At 58.9% G+C, this 20,653-nt stretch carries 17 protein-coding genes and 5 tRNA genes; 19 read left to right on the top strand and 3 right to left on the bottom strand.

Annotation, left to right across the window (positions count from 1 at the left end):
• Positions 1-12: 12 nt before the first annotated feature.
• From BLW36_RS01365 to BLW36_RS01395, 7 genes are all read left to right on the top strand, one after another.
• The gene (locus BLW36_RS01365) at positions 13-1,473 is read left to right on the top strand and encodes a Wadjet anti-phage system protein JetA family protein (RefSeq protein ID WP_091384304.1); all 1,461 of its coding nucleotides are present in this window, start codon (positions 13-15) and stop codon (positions 1,471-1,473) included.
• On the top strand, positions 1,466-2,224 hold the full coding sequence (locus BLW36_RS01370; protein ID WP_091384308.1) for a DUF4194 domain-containing protein: 759 nt from the start codon (positions 1,466-1,468) through the stop codon (positions 2,222-2,224). The genes BLW36_RS01365 and BLW36_RS01370 overlap by 8 nt, the downstream gene beginning before the upstream one ends.
• Entirely contained in the window at positions 2,214-5,858 is a 3,645-nt protein-coding gene (locus tag BLW36_RS01375; RefSeq protein WP_091384311.1) for an ATP-binding protein, read from the top strand. The genes BLW36_RS01370 and BLW36_RS01375 overlap by 11 nt, the downstream gene beginning before the upstream one ends.
• A 117-nt stretch (positions 5,859-5,975) precedes the next feature.
• A complete protein-coding gene (locus BLW36_RS01380) occupies positions 5,976-6,446 on the top strand; it encodes a hypothetical protein (RefSeq protein WP_091384315.1) in 471 nt (156 codons plus the stop codon).
• Between the two features lie 146 nt (positions 6,447-6,592).
• Positions 6,593-7,063: a GAF domain-containing protein gene (locus BLW36_RS01385; protein WP_091386845.1), complete on the top strand. Its 471-nt coding sequence runs from the start codon at positions 6,593-6,595 to the stop codon at positions 7,061-7,063.
• Positions 7,063-7,809 (top strand): class I SAM-dependent methyltransferase, encoded by a 747-nt coding sequence (locus tag BLW36_RS01390; protein ID WP_091384318.1) that lies wholly within the window; start codon positions 7,063-7,065, stop codon positions 7,807-7,809. The genes BLW36_RS01385 and BLW36_RS01390 overlap by 1 nt, the downstream gene beginning before the upstream one ends.
• 104 nt (positions 7,810-7,913) lie before the next feature.
• The gene (locus BLW36_RS01395) at positions 7,914-8,369 is read left to right on the top strand and encodes a hypothetical protein (protein ID WP_091384322.1); all 456 of its coding nucleotides are present in this window, start codon (positions 7,914-7,916) and stop codon (positions 8,367-8,369) included.
• A 27-nt stretch (positions 8,370-8,396) separates the two neighbouring features.
• On the opposite strand, the gene BLW36_RS01400 is transcribed toward BLW36_RS01395, so the two are convergent.
• From BLW36_RS01400 to folD, 3 genes are read right to left on the bottom strand one after another with little or no spacing between them, the layout of a single operon-like run.
• Complete coding sequence (locus BLW36_RS01400) at positions 8,397-9,407, bottom strand: class I SAM-dependent methyltransferase (RefSeq protein WP_091384325.1); 1,011 nt, start codon at positions 9,405-9,407, stop codon at positions 8,397-8,399.
• Between the two features lie 5 nt (positions 9,408-9,412).
• Positions 9,413-10,117, bottom strand: coding sequence for a 16S rRNA pseudouridine(516) synthase RsuA (rsuA, locus tag BLW36_RS01405; RefSeq protein WP_244506089.1), 705 nt, complete (start codon positions 10,115-10,117; stop codon positions 9,413-9,415).
• Positions 10,110-10,955 (bottom strand): bifunctional methylenetetrahydrofolate dehydrogenase/methenyltetrahydrofolate cyclohydrolase FolD, encoded by an 846-nt coding sequence (gene folD / locus BLW36_RS01410; RefSeq protein ID WP_091384328.1) that lies wholly within the window; start codon positions 10,953-10,955, stop codon positions 10,110-10,112. The genes rsuA and folD overlap by 8 nt, the downstream gene beginning before the upstream one ends.
• A 352-nt stretch (positions 10,956-11,307) precedes the next feature.
• Here folD and BLW36_RS01415 point away from each other — a divergent pair.
• From BLW36_RS01415 to BLW36_RS01470, 12 genes are all read left to right on the top strand, one after another.
• Positions 11,308-11,384, top strand: a tRNA-Pro gene (locus BLW36_RS01415).
• Between the two features lie 21 nt (positions 11,385-11,405).
• Positions 11,406-11,482: transfer RNA gene (locus BLW36_RS01420), tRNA-Arg, on the top strand.
• A gap of 212 nt (positions 11,483-11,694) precedes the next feature.
• A tRNA-His gene (locus BLW36_RS01425) sits at positions 11,695-11,770 on the top strand.
• A 201-nt stretch (positions 11,771-11,971) separates the two neighbouring features.
• A complete protein-coding gene (gene cysC / locus BLW36_RS01430) occupies positions 11,972-12,598 on the top strand; it encodes an adenylyl-sulfate kinase (protein ID WP_244506090.1) in 627 nt (208 codons plus the stop codon).
• A 195-nt stretch (positions 12,599-12,793) separates the two neighbouring features.
• A complete protein-coding gene (locus BLW36_RS01435) occupies positions 12,794-15,163 on the top strand; it encodes a DUF6351 family protein (RefSeq protein ID WP_211567116.1) in 2,370 nt (789 codons plus the stop codon).
• A gap of 99 nt (positions 15,164-15,262) precedes the next feature.
• Positions 15,263-15,338 (top strand) — tRNA-Val (locus BLW36_RS01440).
• A 26-nt stretch (positions 15,339-15,364) separates the two neighbouring features.
• A tRNA-Asp gene (locus tag BLW36_RS01445) sits at positions 15,365-15,441 on the top strand.
• A gap of 357 nt (positions 15,442-15,798) precedes the next feature.
• Entirely contained in the window at positions 15,799-16,164 is a 366-nt protein-coding gene (locus tag BLW36_RS01450) for an MbcA/ParS/Xre antitoxin family protein (RefSeq protein ID WP_091386850.1), read from the top strand.
• The gene (locus BLW36_RS01455) at positions 16,161-16,946 is read left to right on the top strand and encodes an RES family NAD+ phosphorylase (RefSeq protein ID WP_091384333.1); all 786 of its coding nucleotides are present in this window, start codon (positions 16,161-16,163) and stop codon (positions 16,944-16,946) included. Before BLW36_RS01450 ends, BLW36_RS01455 begins: the two co-directional genes overlap by 4 nt.
• Positions 16,947-17,009: 63 nt before the next feature.
• Complete coding sequence (locus BLW36_RS01460; RefSeq protein WP_170833083.1) at positions 17,010-18,020, top strand: pyridoxal-phosphate dependent enzyme; 1,011 nt, start codon at positions 17,010-17,012, stop codon at positions 18,018-18,020.
• A 194-nt stretch (positions 18,021-18,214) separates the two neighbouring features.
• Positions 18,215-19,087, top strand: coding sequence for an NAD(+) kinase (locus BLW36_RS01465; RefSeq protein WP_091384340.1), 873 nt, complete (start codon positions 18,215-18,217; stop codon positions 19,085-19,087).
• Between the two features lie 14 nt (positions 19,088-19,101).
• The gene (locus BLW36_RS01470) at positions 19,102-20,526 is read left to right on the top strand and encodes a mannose-1-phosphate guanylyltransferase/mannose-6-phosphate isomerase (RefSeq protein WP_091384343.1); all 1,425 of its coding nucleotides are present in this window, start codon (positions 19,102-19,104) and stop codon (positions 20,524-20,526) included.
• The last annotated feature ends 127 nt before the right edge of the window (positions 20,527-20,653 follow it).

The following is a 20,653-nucleotide window of genomic DNA, read 5'->3' on the forward strand; positions in this document are numbered from 1 at the left end:
GAATCGACGCCGTTGTTCTTCGTCGATTCCTATCAGCACTTCTTTCGCCCGCTTACCGGAAAATACCGTGAACAGGTGGTGGAGTGCCTGCGCCTGCTGTATGAGCGTCTGTATACCGCCAAGGCGGATTACGGCGAATCCCTGGCGCGCGAGCAGATCCTGGAGATATTCAGCGAGGCACTGACCCGGGCGCCGCAGCTGGACAGCGATGACAACGGCTCCGAGTCTGGGCCCTCCGCCGACAGGGAGCACCGCTTCCGAAACCTGCGCGAGCAGGCGGTATGGGTGCTGAATAGCCTGGTGGAATTCGGCTGGCTGGAAAAACAGGTGGACAGCGCAACGCTTTCCGCCACCTATCCATTCAGCCGCCGCGGGCGCCTGTTCACCCAACCGTTGGTGGAGGTGAACAGTACCCGCGTCCGCACCCGCCACCGCAATACCCGCAATACCCTCAATGCGCTGGAAGCCTTTGCGGCCCGGGGAGAGGTCCACGACCTGATCGATGCCTGGGAGTATTCAGAGCGCATCGTCGCCGACTTCACCGACATGATCGCCGAGCTCGAAGAGCGCAAGCGCGAAATGGTGCGGGAAGTCGAGGCGCAGCTGCTGGTACAGCAGGCCACCGACGAATTCTTTTCCTTTATGGAGAGCCGCTTCCAGCCGGATCTGGCGATCCGTCTGTCCGCCGACAGCGTGGAGAAACACCGCGATGCCATAGGCCGGGTCATAGCGCGCATTCGCCGCAAAGAAAAGGCAGTAAAGGCCGAGTGGGAGAAGCGTCTGCGGCAGTTGCTGCCGGAGCTGGTGGAAGAGGGGCGTTCGTTGCTGTGGCTGATGCTCGATACCATCGAAGACCGCATGCGCCGCGCCTGTGAGGTCAAGCTGCCGGCATTGCGCCGCGCGCTGCAGGGGTTTACCAAGCGCGCCGACATCATTATCCGCCAGCTGAGTTATCTGCACAGCCAGTCTGAAGGTGAGTTCGCCGATCTGTGCCAGCGCCTTGGCGACAATACAGAGAAATCTGCATTACTCGAGCGTCTCGGCGGCGAGCTGGGCGGATTTCAGTTGCGCTTATTCGATCCGAAACAGACGCAGTTGTGGCAGCGCAGCCGGCGGCAGCCGGTCAATACCCGGGTCGAGGATGAATCGCCGCTGGCGGAAGAAAGCCGCCGCGACATTGTGCTGCAGCAGTTGCTGGATCAGGCATTCAACTTCAACAGCAGCCACCTGCGCGATTATCTGCACAAGGCGCTGGGCGACGGTCGCCGTATCAGCAGTCGAGACCTGCCGTTGCAAGATGCGCGTGACCTGCTGGCGATGAGCCATATGCTGGAGGCAGCGGCCGTAAACCAGGCCGGCGCGGCCGCGGTACAGGTGGAATTTACCGGTGCAACCGCCAGCAACGACTATTTTGCCCAATTCGACGAATACTTCTTGGAAGTAAAGAACCTGGAGCCGAAAGAAAGTGATTGAACAGGCTTTGGAAGAAGCGCTGGCCCAGTGTCGCCTGACGCGCGGGGAGTTTTCCGAGTTATTGGTGCGGCTGCTGGATTACGGGGTCATCTGTCGCGATGAGAGCCAGGTGGAAACGGTTCTGTACGACCGCTTCCAGCGCTGCGAGCAGTTGATTCGCGAGTGGCTGGCACCGCTGGGGCTGCGCCTGCAGCACGACAGCCGCTTTCAGTTTATCCGCGTCTACCCGCCCGGTGCCGAGGTGCCCGGCATGCCGGACCAGGAAGAACCCCATCACGGCGGTTTCCGCGCCCGCCTGACCCAGCAGGAAGTCGCCGCGATTCTCGTGCTGCGCGTCGAATACGACAAGGCGCTGCGGGAGGGACAGGTGGATGAAAATGGCTGTGCCGCGCTGTCCCTGGAGGCGCTGGAGCTCGGGCTGCGCAACCTGCTGAAAATGTCACTCCCAGACAAACTGGCGGAGCGCAAGAACCTGCTGAAGAAGCTCCGCCAGCTGCGCCTGGTGCAGTTTGCCGGTGAGGAGACGGAATCTGTCGCGGAGATCTGGCTGCGTGTGCGTCCAACCATTGCGCACTTCGTCAGCGAAGAAACACTGCAGCAGCTGTTCGACGGACAGCCGGCCGCCGAGGCCGGCGAAGAGAAAGAAGAAAAATCCACTGAAACGACAGAGCGCATCACTCCTGACAGCGAAGATCACAGCCTCTTTGCAGACAGTGCAGTGACAGACGAGGAGCGCGAGAGTGTTTCTTAAAAAACTGATTCTGATCAACTGGGGCAACATTCCCCAGCTGGAATACGAGTTCGGCCCGATCAACCTGTTTTCCGGCGGCAACGGCTCCGGCAAGACGACGGCTGCCGATGCGATCCAGACCCTGATGACCGCAGCGCACGACACGCTGTTCACCTTTAATCCGGGGCAGGACGAGACGACCCAGCGCGGCCGCGGCGGCAAGCAGGTGCGTACACTCGCCTCCTATGTGCTCGGCTGTGACGACGGCAGTTACGCCCGCCTGCAGCCCACCGACTGCTATATCGCCGGCGTTTTCTACCCGACCGCAGGTGAGGACGGCGACCCCTTTACTTCGGTGATGGCGATCCGCGCGCACCTGGATAGCAGCAGCAAGCCCGCACAGGCGCGCCAGGACGACCTGCGCTTCTTTATTTTCCCCGGTGAGCAGCTTTCCATTGGTGACTTTATTCGCGAGTACAAGGATGGCAAACACCTGTTGCCGCTGGATAAGTTTTACGGAGTGCTCGGCAAGCAGTTCGAAAAAGTAGAGCAGTACGACAAGAAAAAGGCCTACCTGCGCCGCCTCTACGGCGCGTTGCGCGGTCGCCGCGACGCGGTGCCCGACCGCGAGGCGATGCACGCGGCGCGCACCTTCGCCAATTTCATGGCGTACAAGCCGGTCAAAAGCATCAACGATTTCGTGGCCCAGGAAGTGCTGGAGAAGCGCGACCTGGGGGATGCCATCCGCTCGGTGTCCGAACTGATGAAAACCATCCACGCAATGGAGCTGGAGGCGCGCCAGATTGTCGAGCGGGTGTCGTCTCTGGAGCAGATTGCCCACTCCGCCGACCTTTATCGGGAGCAGTGGCTGCAGTTGCGGCTGCAGGAATATCTGCAGGCGCGCCACCGCCAGCTGCGGGTGCAGAAAACCTACCTTGCCGGCAAGAGTAATCAGCAACAGTTGCGCGCCGATCTGCAGAGCAACGAGCGCGAGACACGCGTCGCGCTCGAGCGCATCGAGCAGCTCAACCAGCAGTTGGTTGAGTTGCAGGCACAGCGCCTTGGTATCGACGCCCTGCGCAGCAAGGACCAGCTCGAGCAGCGTATCAACGGCGCCCACCGGCAACTGTCGGAGCAGGGCGCTCCGCTGGCTGCCCAGGAGCGGCAATGGCAGCGCAACCGCGCCGCCGCGGAGGAACTGCTGAGCCTGTTGAACGGCACTGCCGCGGAGCTGGAGATTCCCGCGCTGGGCAACAAGACGCTGGTGCAGTGCATCAAGCAGATTGCCCGCGAAGAGGAGTTGCCGGACCTGCACAAGTTGCTGGGCAAGGACTGGATCGACCTGGCCGCACTGGAGCCACTGCGCGAGCGGGCGGCGAGCAGTGAGGCCCTGCACAATAAACTCTACGGTTTGCTGGTCGGCACCGATTCCGCTGATAACGCCGTGAGTGACAACCAGAGTCTGCGCGAACAGATCAATCAGCAGGTATCCCGCTGGGAGCTGAAAGTGCAGCAACTGCAGAAACAGCTGCACGCGCAGGAGAACCGTATTCAGCATCTGCAGGCCAACCGGGTGCGCTATCCGCAATCGGTTGAGCAGGCGCTGGCGGCGATTCGCGAACAGTGTCCGGCGGCGGAGCCGCGGGTGCTGTGTGACTATGTGGAAGTATTGGACGAGCGTTGGCAGATGGCGGTCGAGGGCTACCTCGGCGGTGCGCGCTTCTCGATTATCGTGGAGCCGGAGCACGAGGCCGCGGCGATTCGCATTGTGCGCAATATGCCCGGCCGCAGCAATCGCGCGCGGGTGATCCAGGGGGACAAGGCGCGCCGCGATGCGGAGCGAGCATCGGTGGCCAAAGACTCCATTGTCGAGTTGATGGAATTCAGCCACAAGACGGCCGAGTACTACTTGCGTGCGTCCTACGGCTCGGTGCTGCAGGTTCGCGATGAGGGCGAACTGCGCGGTACCCGTCGCGGCCTGACCGCGGACGGCCTGGCCAGCGGCAACTACAGTATGTGGCGCTGTGATATCGACGATGCGGAACTGGTATTCGGTCAGGGGGCCCGCGCGCGAGCGCTGGCGGCGCAGCAGCAGGCCATGGAGCAACTGCTGGCCGAGGCGACTCAGGTCAACGAACAGTACCAGCTGTATCGCCGTGTCGCTGCGGCCGTGCGCGAACTGAGCGGCCTGCAGTTGTTACCGGTGGTGGATGCCGCCCTGGCGGCCCAGCGCGAATGGCGCAGTGCCGAACAGGCGCTGGAAAACCTGGATCTGCAGGACTGCGAACAGCTCGAGCAGCAAGTGGCGGAGCTGAAGGCGCAGCTGCAAGCACAGCAGAAGACTCAGTCCGGCCTGCAGAACCAGGCCGGCAAGCTGGAGCGGGACCTGGAAAACACCGGCAAGCAGTTGAAGGCGCTGTCCGCCGAGCTGGATACCCTCGACGATGCACTCAGCGATTGCGAAGCCGCGGTGCGGCGCATCTCCCAGATCACGCCCGACTACGACGCCGAACAAATTCTCGAGCAGGCGGATGAGCAGGCCGAGCGCGCCGGCGACAGCTTTGATTTTGGTGCCGATATCGAAGAGTGGCAGGGATTACTGGAGAAATACTGCCGTCAGCTGGACCGGGCGGTAATGGACTACAACGCCAACTGCGCCGCCGGCGATACGCTGGTGTTCGAGCCGGACCTGGGGAACGGTCACAATGAGGCGCTGTTCAAGCTGGTGTGCGGCCTGTACAGCCAGGTGGAGAAGCTGCGCAACCGCCTGAAGAACAACCTGCTGGTAGACCGGCACGAGCAGCTGCTGGGGCTGAAGAAGTCCTTCAACACCACCTTTGTCACGCACCTGTGCCACGCGATCTACCAGTCGATCAACGACGGCAAGCGCGTGCTGGACGACCTGAACAAGGAACTGGAGCATCACCGCTTCGGCGCGGATCGTGAGCGCTTCCGTTTCGCCTACAGCTGGGTGCCGGAATTCAAGGAGTACTGGAATTTTTTCAAGGCGGTGATCGAGCTTCCAAATCTTGGCGAGGAAGAAAACCTGTTCGACGCCCAGCTATCTCAGGCCCATATGAAGGTACGCGACAAGCTGCTGAATATGCTACTGAGCGAAGACGAGCAGGTGGCGCGGCGGGAGCTGGATCGCATCAGCGATTATCGCAACTACCGCAACTACGAGATTTTCAAGGAGCCCGAGGGCAAGGAGCCGATCGCGCTGAGCCAGTACGGTACCGGCTCCGGCGGCCAGCTGGAAACGCCAGCCTATATCATCCGTTCGGCGGCGGTGACGTCGGCGTTCCGCTTCAATGAGGGCAGCAGCCACCTGCAGATGGTACTGGTGGACGAAGCCTTCTCGAAGATGGATGAATCCCGCTCGCGGGAGGTAATCCGCTACCTGACAGAGACCCTCGGCCTGCAACTGCTGTTTATCATGCCGAGCAGCAAGTCGGGGCCATTCATGGACCTGATCTCCAACCAGTTCGTGTTCAGTAAATGCCCGAGCGCCAAGCCCGTCGGCCAGCTCAATACCCGCGTCTATGTGGACCGCAAGGTCTGTAACCGGGAGAAGATCGCGGAGCTCTGGGCCAACCACCGCCGCACGATTCGGCAACAGGCGTCGCTGGACTTCATGGAGTTGGTGGAGGGGTGACCGGGATTTACTAGTCAGTTTTGACTATTGCAAATAGTGCGCAACTTCTCGGAAGATGCAGCCAGTTTGCTGTAAAAATCACCTTTCGTCACATAAAGGGAATTTCTGGAGATTGCTATGCGTCAGTTTTCCATACTGGTCATTTTCGTTTTGGCCTTTGGCGGCGCCGCGGTGATGTATGAGAAGGAGAGCCGCAAAGTCAAAGGGGTGCTTACCCAAATCACCGAGCTGCAGGCGCAGCTGGGGGACCTGCAGGCCGAGGTCAATCGCCTCGACGGCGAGCTGGAGGCGGTCAAGCTGGCGGAGCGTCGTCGCCCCAATCTGAAGAACATTGCCACCCGGGTTCGCACACAGGATCGTCCGGCCTCGACCAGTGCTGCTCCCGTGCGTAGTACTGACGGCGGCAAGTCGCGCCAGCTGATCGCGTCTGATGTGACCAGTGCGCCGCCGGCCATACATGGTCGCGATGACGAGGAAACGGCCGACGACAGCGAATGGAATCGCCCTACAGTGGACGCGGAACAGTATCAAGGCCAGAGTACCGGCGAAGGCGGCAGCGAACAGCCGGCCGCGGACCCCTACCAGTAAACCGCGCCATTCTGCCATTGAATCTAAATTACAAAGCCCCCAAATTGTCCGCATCCAGGCGTGAGGCGCCGCGGACAATTTGGGGGTTTTGTCGTTTCGAGCCGGCAAAATCCCGGTTCAATAGTTGCTAAGGAGTGGATCCGTCCATGTCATCGAGCCAGTTTTACGCTTCACTGAACGAACAACTTGCCGGGCTGCTGTCCGGGGAAACTGACTGGCTGGCCAACGCCGCCAATGCCAGCGCGCTGCTGTATATGGAGCTCGAGGACATCAACTGGGCCGGATTCTATTTCCTGCACGGAGAGGAGTTGCGACTTGGACCCTTCCAGGGCAAGCCGGCCTGCACCCGAATCCCGGTCGGCGCGGGTGTCTGCGGCACGGCGGTGGCCACCGGTGAATCCCAGCTGGTGGAAGATGTACATCAGTTCCCGGGACATATCGCCTGCGACGCGGTGTCCGCATCCGAAGTGGTAATCCCTCTCTACGACGGCGAGCGCTGCCTCGGCGTGCTGGATATCGACAGCCCGAGCGTGGCCCGTTTCTCTGCCGAGGATCTCGCCGGACTGCAGCAATTCGCCCGGGTGCTGCTGGACGCGTCAGATCTCTCCGCCGCCTGATGGCGCTGCTGTGGCAGAAGCGGGTAGGGGACTGCGAATACCAGGTGCGCAGTCACGGTGCCAGTGTTCGCCTGTACAGCAATGGGGTTTTCCACTCCCAGTGGAATCCGCGGGACCCGCTGAAAGGTTCCCTGTGGGAGTTGTTGTTACTGCCGGCTTTTTTCCGTGACATTTCACAGGTGAAATCGGTACTGCTGTTGGGTGTGGGTGGCGGTGCCCTTATCCGCTTGCTGCAGCAATTTTTTGACCCGGCCAGGATCGTCGGCGTGGATCTGGATGCGACGCATCTCGATATCGCCCGCCGGTATTTTGGCGTGCGCGACGCAGAACTGGTGTGTGCCGATGCCAGGGAGTTTGTCGGTGAGCTGCAGTCGGCGACGGAGCCGCAGACCTTCGATCTGGTCATTGATGATCTGTTTGGTCACGGCTCCGGCGAAGCGCAGCGCGCGGTTGCCGCCGACCCTGCATGGTGCCGCAGCCTGTTGCACTTGTTGAACCAAAATGGCGTGCTGGTCAGCAACTTCGGCAGCCGGCGGGAGTTGCTGGACAGTGGCTGGCGTGACCAGGGCGTGCGCAGCCAGCTGCATGGCGGCTGGACCGCCGAGCTGCCCTCCTATGAAAACGCCATCCTGGCGGTCAGCAGAGAGCCGTTGTCTCTGGCCGATCTGACCAAAAATGCTCCAGATAAGATCAATCCGCACAATCCAGCTCGCCGACTGCACAGCCGGTTGCGCCGGCTTTCCTGATCCTGCCGCAAATACAAGCATCCTGTTGCGCCATTGTCGGTTGGCGCCCTTTGACACTGCGTGTCTATACTGAAAAAAGGCAATTATTTTCCCGGGATCGGTCGATGCGCTACAAAACTGTGGAGGAAGTAATCCAGGATGGGCGGGATTTTCATGCCAAACTGGCGCAGCAGTACGGCGAATATGAGCAGCTGGCCACCAACAGACGTATAGAGTTGTTGTTGGACCAGTTAAAGCGGCGCGAGGACTCCATGAAGCATTCACTGGAGAACTTTCACGCCGATCTCAGTCCCGGGGCCTTGCACACCTGGGTACAGTTTGCCCCCGAGGGGCGCGAGAAAGAATTCCTGCAGCGGTTGCGCAATATCGATATCGACAATCTCGACGATATCGCCAAGCTGGCGCTGGATATCGAGATATATCTGGCGGACCAGTACCGCGATCTGGCGCAGGGGGCGGAAACGCCGTCCGCGCGGGATGCATTCGAGCGGCTGCGACAGCTGGAGGAGCTGGAAGAGCACACGCTGTCGATGAACCTGTGCAACTTGCGCGACTATTAGCAGTGGCACCAGGGACCCGATGGGGTCCTAGCGGCTGAGTCGGTAAGTGCAAAACCCCCCGGATTTCTCCAGCAGTGTCACTGTGGAGAAGTGTTCGCGTGCTTTCCGCGCCAGCGGAATAAATTCATTCACGACGAACAGCGCGCTGCCGGAGCTCTTCAGCAGGCGTGCACTCTGTCTCAGGAAGCGCTCGGTGAGATCTCCCTCTACCTGGAACCCCTGGTGGAATGGCGGATTGCAAATCAACAGGTCCGCGATATTGGCTTCTAGTTCCACGCCGGCGTCAGACGGGACGACGGCACCCTCCAGCCCCTGTACTTCAAAATTTTTCCGGCACGCAATCAGAGCCGCGGCATTGTTGTCGGTTGCGGTGAAGTAATAGTCGCCGTGGGTGGCCAGTCGGGTGCTCAGGTAGCCGTAACCGCAGCCGAGATCGACGACATGGTCGCCGCTATTCGGCAGATGATCAGCAAACAGCTTGGCGAGCAGCGCGCTGCCGCGGTCTATCTTATTCCAGCCGAACAGGCCGGGTTTGCTGTAGAGCCCGTTCAACTCGGCGAGCGGACGCAGCGCCGTGTAGTCCTGGTCTTCGATCGCTTCACCGCTGCGGGTCTGCAGCGGATTGATGCTGCAATACTCGGCGCCGTGCTTTTGCAGCTGCTTGGCGCAGCCGAGGCGCTGCGCTGCTTTGGCCGCATAGGTTTTGATGCCGCTCTGTTTGCCGCCAATGAGCACCAGTTCGCCACCTTCGCCGAGAAATTCTGCTGCCCGGTTGATGACATGGTGCACGATGGCCTTTTCTTTGGAGACGGGAAAGACGATACGGCGATAATTGCGCCCCAGTTCCTCGAAGTGAAAATCGCTGAAGAAACTGCGCCCGGCCTTGCCTTCGCCTAGCCTGGCGATATCCCAGCGGTTGCTCAGCAGGTCACCGGTAAAGGTAAAGCCCTGCTGCAGCAGCGCCTTGCTGTTCTCATCGGCAATCCACAGGGTTTCGCGGGGGGCATTCTGCAGCTCATGGCAGAGTAGGGCGGACATGGTTGTTATTGTACCGACGCAATTTCTTCCGGAGTCAGGTCGCGGTAATCGCCTTCCTGAAGGTCTTCATCCAGCAGGATGTCACCAATCCGTTCCCGATGAAGTTCGAGCACCTTGTTGCCGAGTGCGGCGAACATGCGCTTTACCTGGTGGTAGCGCCCTTCACTGATGGTGATGCGCACTTCGTTGGCAAAGAGTATTTCCAGCTTGGCCGGTTTGGTTCGCTTCTTTTCGTTGTCGAGCCAGATACCCTTGGCAAACTTTTCCACCGCCTCCTCGCCGATTCTGTCGGCCAGGTGCGCGTAGTAAGTCTTGTCGCAGTGGTGGCGCGGAGAGGTGACCATATGGGACCACTGGCCATCGTCCGTCAGCAGCACCAGGCCGGTGGTGTCGATATCCAGGCGTCCGGCGATATGCAGCTTGTGCTTATTGGGCTCGTCGATCAGGTCGAGCACCGTGGGGTGCTCGCTGTCCTTGGTCGCGCAGACATAGCCCAGCGGCTTGTGCAGCATCAGGTAGCGCGGACCGGGTTCCATTAGCGGCTCCCCGTCGAGGCACAGGGTATCCGTGGCGGCGATCTTGGTGGCCGGATCGGTCACCACCTCGTCATTGACGGTAATGCGCTCCGCCCGGGCGGCGCGCTTTACTTCCGCACGGGAGAGATCGGTGACCTGGCTGATTGCCTTGTCGAGACGGATTGCCTTAGCCAATCTTGCGCTCGCCGGAATCCACGGATTGGTAGATCAGGGTGTTGATCGTCATCGGGCCGACACCGCCGGGAACCGGGGTGTAGGCGGCGACGCGGTCCACCAGCGGGCCCAGCTCGATATCGCCGACGCCGCCGGGGTGATAGCCGGCATCGACGACGACGGCCCCGTCCTTGATCCACTCTGCCTTGATGAACTCCGGTTTGCCGACCGCTCCAACAATGATGTCGGCGCGACGGATATGATCGGCCAGGTCCTGGGTGCGCGAGTGGCAGGTGGTTACCGTGGCATTGGCGTTCAGCAGCATTGCGGCCATCGGCTTGCCCAGGATCGGGCTGCGGCCAACGACGACGGCGTGTTTGCCGGCGAGTTCGATATTGTAGGCTTCCAGCAGGCGCATGATGCCCTTGGGGGTCGCGCAGCCGTAGGCCTCCTCACCCATGGCCATGCGGCCGAAGCCGAGGCAGGTGACGCCGTCTACATCCTTTTCCAGGCTGATGGCGTCGAAGCAGGCGCGCTCATCGATCTGTGCCGGTACCGGATGTTGCAGCAGAATGCCGTGTACGTTCGGGTTGGCATTTAGCTCTTCGATCTTGGCCAGCAGCTGCTCGGTGGTGGTCGAAGAGGGCAGTTCGACTTGCAGGGAGTCCATACCGATACGGCGACAGGCGTTGCCCTTCATCTTTACATAGGTGGCAGAGGCGGGATCGTCGCCCACGAGGATGGTGGCCAGGATCGGGGTTTGGCCACCGCTCTTCTCTTTCAGCGCGGCCACGCGGGCCGACAGTTCCTCTTCCGTTTTATGTGCCAGGGCTTTGCCGTCCAGAACCAGTGCAGACATAGGTGCAATCTCAAACAAATAAGAATCGTGGACCAACTGGCCGGGAAGGATCCCCAGTAGCAGCGCGATCGCAGGCGACGCCGGCCGTTCGCCGCGGCTACGGAAGAACCGGTAAATTGCTGCCCGGCCCGGGTTGTGAAGGGCGCTATTTTCGCACAGGCGGCGAATAATTTCCCTAGTTGGTCACAGGCTTACTGGGGGGGGCTAAACTTCTGCAAAAAGAATAGCTTAGCGCCGTTGACTCCCATGGGGGCTGTCAGTATTATGCGCGCTCTTCGCAAGGGAGGCGGCCTTCGAAACTGCATGACTGCAGTTGTTCGCGAGACGCGACCCCAGCGATGGAAGAAGTGTACGGGGCATAGCGCAGTCTGGTAGCGCGCCTGCTTTGGGAGCAGGATGTCGGGGGTTCGAATCCCTCTGCCCCGACCAGATGTTTACCGGGTTTACCTTGCGCCCGTAGCTCAGCTGGATAGAGCATCCGCCTTCTAAGCGGATGGTCGCAGGTTCGAGTCCTGCCGGGCGTGCCAACCTTATATGGTGGCTTTGAGTCTGGCGGATTCGATATAGTCCGCTGCTGGCTTATAGTCGCAGGACTAATCCGGCCCATCAGCACAGCTGATGGGCGCCGAAACGGCCGCAAAGCGGTGCTTTGCAGACGACCGTTTCGACCCTGCCGGGCTTTGTGCTCGAGGCGGGTCATTCAGCACTGCCACAAAGTGCTGAGATGTCACTTTCTATGGTGGCCGTAGCTCAGTTGGTAGAGCACAGGATTGTGGCTCCTGAGGTCGCGGGTTCGATCCCCGTCGGCCACCCCATTTTCCGGCCCGTTCGACGGGCAGCAGAAAAACCCGGCTTATGCCGGGTTTTTTTGTTTTGGTGCGCAGATGCTATAAGCAGCTTCTTTACGGTGCCTGTAGCTTTGCCTGATAATAGGCGCCTCATTCTTTTGATAGCTGTTGGTTATAACGGCTGTTGGGAGGAGCGTTGAAATGGCATTTACAAGTTTGGAGAGATCGGTGGCGGTTACAACTGTTGAGCGCAAGGCGACAAACGTGCATTGGCATGATGGTGATGTTACCCGTAATGACCGGGCGAGCATTCTTGGCCATAAAGGTGTGACCCTCTGGTTCACCGGCCTGTCTGGCTCCGGTAAGAGCACCGTCGCTGTCGCCGTGGAAAAAGCCCTGGCTGCCCGAGGTGTGCTGACCTATCGCCTGGACGGCGACAATATTCGCCTCGGCATCAACTCCAACCTCGGTTTCTCCGCCGAAGACCGTCAAGAGAACATCCGTCGGGTGGGTGAGATTTCCAAGCTGTTCGCCGATACCGGTGTTGTCGTGCTGAGCAGCTTTATCAGCCCCTACCGCGAAGACCGCGAGATGGTGCGCCGCATGCACGTTGAAGGCGACCTGCCGTACCTGGAAGTGTTTGTCGATTGCCCGCTGGAGGAAGCGGAATCCCGCGATCCGAAGGGTCTGTACAAGAAAGCCCGCGCCGGTGAGATCCGCGGCTTTACCGGTATTGACGACCCCTATGAGGCGCCGTCTGCCCCTGAACTGCACCTGCGTACGGATCAGATGTCGCTCGAGGAAGAGGTTGAAATGATTATTTCCAACCTGCAGACCCGCGGCATTATCGCCTAAGCAGACTTCCCCCGCAGGAAGCCCGCGCCAGGGCTTCCTCGAATATCGTCAAATTCCCCCGGACCGCCGTGAATGGCGGTCCGCGATTCGTTTCCCCTTTTAGTTTAATCAGACGCCAACTGCCGGTCGGCTCGTCCATCCCTACATATACTCAAGCTGTACCAGATAAAGAAATTGACAGCTGTGGAGGCGAGTATGTTGGTTCGGAGAGCATGGATTCTCTCTGGGGTCGTGTTTGCGATTGCGGCAATGATGGGGTGGGGCGTCTGGTACGGATATGGAAAACTGCCGAGACTGCCGGGGGTGCCTGAGGCGCCGGTGGTCGGCGTCCCCGAAGGCGCGCTTGAGCACCTGCCCGTGCCTGCTTATGCAGGGCCTCACCCTCGCGTGATGGAGCGTCCGCCCGAGTATTTCCCCTTCCCAATAACCATCGGCGAGATAGGCCCGGTGGAAACCCTGTTTGCCGGCCCATCCACTTATCCCTTCTACTGCGGCGAAAATGAAGTCACGCATCGCCAGCCGTTGGTGGATAACCATCGGCGCGAGGGTGTGCCCGTTTTTGCACTGGACGAAATGGGGCAAAAAACCGATGAGGTGATCGGTTACAGCCGCGATTGCAGTCACGCGACCCAGGTGAATTATTTCTATCGCAGTACCAACGACGGTGACTTCTATCCGCTGGAAAAGGCAAACGGCGATATCGATCAGGTAACAGTCAACGGTGAGGTCACCGACTTCATCGTGCGCCTCGAAACCGGCACGATAAACCGCTTCTTCTACGCCATTGCGGTATTGAAAGGCGAGGGCGAGTCGGCGGGCAAGCCCAGTGCCAGCAACTGGAACCGCCGGCTTATTTATCAGCTCCGTGGCGGTGTCGGCGTCGGCCGGCGCCAGGGGGATATCAGTAAGGGAGACATCGTTACCCGACGGGCCGACCAGTTGGCGCGCGGTTATGCCATTGTGTTCTCCACCGCCAACCAGACCAGCAATCACTACAATATCTGGCTCGCCGAAGACACCGCCCGGCGTTTGAAAAAACAGTTTGCGGCGCTCTATGGTGAGCCGCTGTATACCGTCGGGGTCGGTGGTTCCGGCGGCGCAATTCAGCAATACCTGTTTGCGCAAAATGCACCGGGGCTTCTGGATGCGGCCATTCCTCTCTATTCCTATCCCGACATGGTCAGCCAGACCATTTATGTTTTCGACTGCGAGCCGCTGGAATACTTTTTCGATGTCGTTGACGCAGACAACCCGCGCTGGCGCGATGCATCCGAGCGAACCGTGATCCAGGGGCTTGCAGCCAGCCGCGATGTGAAGAGCCGCTTCCGCTCATTGAAAAAAGCAGTGGCGCTATTTGACGGCCGCTATCGCGACGGTACCGAAGGTGCGACCGAATGTACCCAGGGCTGGCGCGGACTGGTGCCGCTGGTGAACAACCCCAACTTCGTCCATTTCATCAAGAGCTATGCGGACGAGGTGGCAGAAAAGACTCACTGGACCCACTGGGAGGATCTGCGCCAGTTTTACGGCGCCGACCAGACCGGTTATGCCAACAGCGCATGGGATAACGAGGGGGTGCAGTATGGGCTGCAGGCCCTGGTCAGCGGGGAAATTTCCGTCGATACCTTCCTGCGGCTGAATGCGACGATCGGTGGATGGAAGCCGCAACAGGACATTGCGGATGAAAAACTGTGGTTCATGAATGGCTCACTCTTTCCGGTCGATTTTTCGATGTGGAGTGAACAGAACATGCAGTTGGGTAGCCTGGACAGGCCGGCTCAGCGCAGTCGCGCCAGCCGCGCGGCGATCGAGGGCATTTACCGCTCCGGGCATGTGTTCCTCGGCGATGTCGAGATACCGATCATCGACCTGCGCCACTACCTCGACGGTGACTTGGATATGCATCACAGCTCCGCATCCTTCTCGGCGCGCGAGCGTATCCGACGAGCTCGAGGCCACGCGGACAACCAGTTGATCTGGGTGAGTCACAAGCGCTACACACCACTAGACGAGGCACTGGATACCATGGATCGCTGGATGCAGAACATTATCGAACAGCCGGATCGCGGCGTTGCCGCCAATCGGCCAGTCGATGCCGGCGATCAGTGCTTCGACAGTGAGGGCAATGTGATGGCGGTCGGCTCCAATGTCTGGAATGGCGAGTGGAATCACCAGCCGACCGGTGTCTGTATGCAGGAATATCCGATCTACAGCACCTCCCGTCAGGTTGCTGGAGCCCCGATAACGGATGATGTGTTTAAGTGCGCTTTGCAGCCGGTCGAGAGGGCAGTGGCCAAGGGAATATATGGCCCCTACACCGAGCAGATTGCTGAGCATATCAACGACATGCAGCGGATATTTCCGACGGGGGTTTGTAACTACAGTCAGCCGGATCTGGCGAGGCCGGAAGGGGATCTGATACCGGGAGAGAATCCGGTCAGGATTGCCGGCCATATGATCGAACCGGATTACCGACAGCCGACCGATCAACTCGCAGACGATGTGGATGAGGCGGAACCCCAGCCCGTGTCCGTTTCCCTGCCGGCGGGACAGAGGACTAATTAGCAACCGGGAATTATTGGCGCGTTTTTTGTTGACAGGTCTGCGCAATCCGGTATGATGCGCGTCGCTCGAGGGGGCAAGGCCCCTGGTAAAAAGAGCTTCGGGTGGTTAGCTCAGTTGGGAGAGCGACGGCCTTACAAGCCGTAGGTCACAGGTTCGACCCCTGTACCACCCACCACCTCTCAAAAGAGGTGAGTCTACCGCGGACCGGTAGTTCAGTTGGTTAGAATGCCGGCCTGTCACGCCGGAGGTCGCGGGTTCGAGTCCCGTCCGGTCCGCCATATACGAAAAAGGCCCCCTCGAAAGAGGGGGCCTTTTTCGTATATGGCGGATCGCGGATGAGACCCCCCGTTCGACAAATCGGCAGGAAAGCCGATTTGGACGATGCCGCACAGCGGCATCGCCCGAAGGGCGAGGGCCAGGACGGCCCGAGTCAGTCCCGTCCGGTCAGGTATAGAGCAAAGCCCGCTAATGCGGGCTTTTTCAATATTACAAAGCGCTCGACGCGAAGCCTCCAGGAGAATTGGGTGCTCGGCGGCGCAAAACACGCTGTCTGCGCCGCTCCAAATGTTGTTAATTGTCCGTTTTGCCTCTATGATTCGGACAAGTGACCATTTCCAATGGAGGCGGGCCGCGCAATGACATCAATCCCCAATCATCAGCCTCAACCCAGCGGCGATGCGGTATTGCTCGAAGCACTGCTGAACACCGCTGACCACCTGGGGCTGAAAAAGAAAGAGCTCGGCGAAATCATTCACCTGGATGACCGCACATTGCGGCGCAGATCCGGCCTGGATCCCCAGAGTGCCCCCGGGCAGCTGGCACTCTTATTGGTGCGCGCCTACCGCGCCGCTTTTGTGCTGATGGGGGGTGCAGAAGGGGCCCGGTATTGGTTCGCAACCCCCAACCGCGCTCTCAATGGTACGCCCCGGGAGCTCGCCAGCCGTATTGATGGTCTGGTGCGTGTCGTCACCTATCTGGATGCCATGCGGGGCAAGGTTTGAGTGCTGATATTGCCCGGCGCATAGAGGCAGGCAAAGTACGTCTTCTAGGGCGCCTCTATCGCATTGTCGAATCCCAGGAGGAGGTCGCGACCCGCAGTCTGGTCGACAGCCTGCAAAAACAACAGGTGCTCGAAGACCTGCTCGAAGAGAATAAGCCGGCGCGGCTCCCCGGCAGCGAGCAGCTGCATTATCTGCTCGCAACCCCCTTTCGCTATCCCCCGTTGCCATGGGGTTCCCGCTTTGGCAGTACCGCGGAATCCGGCATTTTTTACGGCAGTAAGACGATTCCCACTGTACTGGCCGAGGCCGCCTATTACCGCCTGCTGTTCTTTCACGATATGGATCCGCTGCCACCGAAGCCGGTGACCAGCTACCACAATATATTTTCTGCCAAGTACTGTGCCGATCCGGGTATTCGGCTGCAGGCCCCTTCCTGGGAGCAGGAGTGGCCGGCCCTGACGCATCCGGCGAATTACCGCTATTGTCAAAGCCTCGGGCGACAGCTACGTGAACTCGCTATCGTCGGTCTGGAAGTGCCGTCATCGCGGGCGCTGCAGGCCGGCAAAACACAGCTACCGCCGGGCAATTCCGAGGGTATCAATGTCGCCCTGTTCGAACCGCAGGCTTTACTCAAGCGTCCGCCCACACAGGAGGCAGACGTGACGGCGGAAACCAGTGACGGGGAAGTTGTTTTCCTGGTGAAGTCCGGTGACGGTACTGCGACACAAACCTTCGCGCGTGAAGTTTTCCAAGTCGACGGTCTTCTGCCCCGGCCCGCATAGAAACAAGTGAACGGCCGTGACCAGTGGGAACATCCAGGCTCTAGATAATAGCCAGTGAAGTGCGTGACAATCCGTTATTTAACCAGTCTCGATCTCGACAGCTTCATCGAAGTCGCTCGCACGGTTCCCTATCAGCGAATCAACAGTGATCTGTTCCCCGGAGTAGAGGTCTGGATTCGCCGTGACGATCTGCTGGACCCACTGATCTCCGGCAACAAAGCCTACAAGCTACTTTTCAACCTTCTCGAGGCGAGAGAGCAGGGTGCCGATACGCTGATTACCTGTGGCGGCGCCTGGTCAAATCACCTGCATGCCACTGCAGCTGCTGGCGCCCGTTTCGGCTTTCGAACCATCGGTATTGTGCGCGGTGAGCGCCCTCAGGTACTGAGTGCCACGCTGCAGGATGCGGAGCGCTTTGGCATGCAGCTCAAATTCGTCAGCCGCGACTTGTATCGGGAACGCAGCCAGCCAGCGTTTCTGGATCTGGTCGGTCTCGAAGCGGCGAATAGTATTTTTATCCCGGAAGGCGGGGCCAACTTTGCCGGGGCCAAGGGCGTTCGTCTATTGGGGGAGTTAATTGAATCGACGCTTCCAATTAGTTTTGATCAGCTTTGGGTGGCCTGTGGCACCGGCCTCACCATGGGAGGATTGAGTTCTTCCATACACAGCTTCCCTGTGTGTGGTGTGGAGGTGCTAAAAGCGGGTGAATCCATTCGCCGTGATGCTCGGCACTGGCACGCCGCACTGAAAAAGTTTCCCCGGCCACCCGATTTAGGGCAGGAGTGGCAAAGGACAAGCTCTGACACTGATGAGGCGCCCTCAGCTGCAACAGGTATAAAACTCGTGAATGAATACCATTGCGGGGGCTATGCCAAATATCCGACCTATCTACGGGAATTTCAGCGAAGTTTCGAGCGACAATCGGGTATCCCACTGGATCCCGTCTATACCGCAAAACTCATGTTCGCAGTTTCCAAGGAGGTTGCTGCCGGTCGTATTTCCCCTGGTACCCGCATGCTGACACTGCATTCCGGCGGCTTGCAGGGGAGGCGCGGATTTCAGCTTATTAAATAGGTTGAAAAACATACAGCTTGTGTCGATGACTTGCCGCTGACTCCCCGTCCTCGTTCGACTCCACCACCAAGCTAAGGCATAATCGCCTGTCAAAATTTTGGGGAAGCTTTTCCCTTCGGTGCACAAAAAACAACCAGGTGCCGGTAGGAAAAGTGTCAATCGCTGGGCCCAGATTCGGGCACCTTGGGGGAGCGGTGTCGGAATTTCAGAATATCGGCCTGATCGGCCGCACCGAAAGTGATAGTGCTGTCCTCTCGCTTAAGCGCCTGATGGCGTTTCTCGAGCGGGAGGGCTACGCCGTCGTGCTGGAGAAGGAGACCGCCACAGCGGTGACCTCCCACAGCGCGCGTGTATCCTCAAAGGAAAAACTGGGCGAGCTCTGCGATCTGGTCATCGTCGTCGGCGGTGATGGCAGTCTACTTGCCGCCGCGCGCGCGCTGGCTAAATTCAGCGTGCCCCTCCTCGGTATCAACCGCGGCCGTCTTGGCTTCCTGACCGATATCACCCCTGACGAAATCGAACAAAAAGTAGGCGAGGTGCTGGCCGGCAAATATATGGCCGAGAGTCGCTTCCTGCTGGATATGTCCGTGACTCGCGCTGGCAAGCCGATCGGTAAGGGATCGGCGCTGAATGATGTCGTGCTCCACCCAGGCGAATTTATCCGCATGATCGAATTCGACCTCTATATCGATGGTCAATTCGTGTACACCCAGCGATCAGACGGACTGATCATTTCCACACCGACAGGTTCCACTGCTTACGCGCTTTCCGGCGGAGGCCCGATTATGCATCCGAAATTGGATGCGATCGTGCTGGTGCCACTAAACCCGCACACGTTGAGCAGCCGCCCGATTGTTGTCGAGGGTAGTAGTGAGTTCAAGATCATTGTGGGTGAGCACAATACTGCCAATCCACATGTGACCTGCGACGGGCACGACCAGGTGATTACCGAACCAGGAGATGTAATCCGGATCCATAAAAAGCCGCATCGATTGACACTCATTCACCCCATCGATCACAACTTTTACGAAACCTGTCGATCGAAGCTGAACTGGCAAAATAATTAAGAACGAGGAAGTAAATGGAAAAGCGAACCATAACACCTGTAATTTTATGTGGTGGTTCGGGCACCCGTCTGTGGCCTAAGTCCCGACGTATGCTGCCCAAGCAGCTGCTGAGCCTTACTGGAGAGCAGACAATGCTGCAGCAGACGTTGGAAAGGGTGCGTTGCTACTCCCAGCCGATTGTGGTCTGTAACGAAGATCACCGTTTTATGGTGGCGCAACAGGCGCGAGAAATTGGCTTCGATGATCTGACAATCATTATCGAGCCGGTAGGCCGTAACACTGCGCCCGCGATAGCCTTTGCAGCTCTTACAGCACTAAAAAATGGTGAAGATACTAACCTGTTGGTATTGCCTGCGGATCACCTGCTGGACGACGTCGACCAGTTTCACGCTGCTGTTGATAGTGGCTTGCAGACCAGTGCCGACAAGGGCTTGGTTACTTTCGGTATTGTGCCTACCGCGCCGGAAACAGGCTATGGCTACATCCAGATGGCCGGGGAGAGCCCCGAGAGCGTGAAGCCGATCGCTCAGTTCGTGGAAAAGCCGGACCTCGGAACCGCGCAGGCCTATCTGGCGGATGGAAACTACTACTGGAATGCAGGGATGTTCCTGTTTGGAGCCAAAACCCTCCTCGATGAGCTCGCGAATCATGCACCCTCCATCGCTGCAGCCTCAGAAAAAGCCGTTAAAAATGCGATAGTGGAAAGCGACTTCGTCCGTCTGCAAAAGGCCGATGTGGAAAGTATCCCGGAAGACAGTATTGACTACGCCGTAATGGAAAAGACTAAGGCGGGGTATGTGATTCCGCTGGAGTGCGGTTGGTCTGACGTGGGTTCCTGGTCATCTTTGTGGGAGGCCCTTGATAAAGACGAGCAGGGCAACGTGGCCCTGGGCGATGTCATCCTCGAAGACTGTACTGATTCGCTGGTATTCGGCGAAGATCATTTGGTGGCGGCAATTGGTATCGACAACCTGATTGTTGTGGATACCAAGAACGCCACACTGGTGGCGCCGAAAGATCGCGCCCAGGAAGTTAAAGCTATTGTTAGCAAGCTAAAAGTAGCTGGCCGTGATGAGCATGAGCTCCATCGTGAGGTGGTACGTCCATGGGGCAAATATGACTCCATTGGAAGTGGGCCGCGTTTTCAGGTGAAGCGTATAACCGTGAATCCGGGAGCAAGCCTTTCCCTGCAGATGCACCATCACCGCGCGGAGCATTGGGTAGTCGTGTCCGGCACCGCGATCGTTGAGCGGGATGGTGAGGAAATCATGCTCTCAGAAAACGAGAGTGTCTACATCCCAATTGGAGCCAAACACCGATTGAAAAATCCGGGAATCCTTCCGATCGAGCTTATTGAAGTTCAGAGCGGCAGCTACCTCGGCGAAGACGACATTGTCCGATTTGACGATATCTATGGGCGACAAGCCGAGCCAGCATAAATTAGCCAATTTAACGCCAAGGATGGCCGTACGGTGCTCTTGCACCGATAAATATTGGGGTGTCGTTTCCGGTTGGAAAAAAACGAGATCTCCAGAGAAGAATTAATTACGGTTTTATAAAAAATTC

It is taken from the genome of Microbulbifer marinus (assembly GCF_900107725.1).
GTDB lineage: Bacteria > Pseudomonadota > Gammaproteobacteria > Pseudomonadales > Cellvibrionaceae > Microbulbifer > Microbulbifer marinus.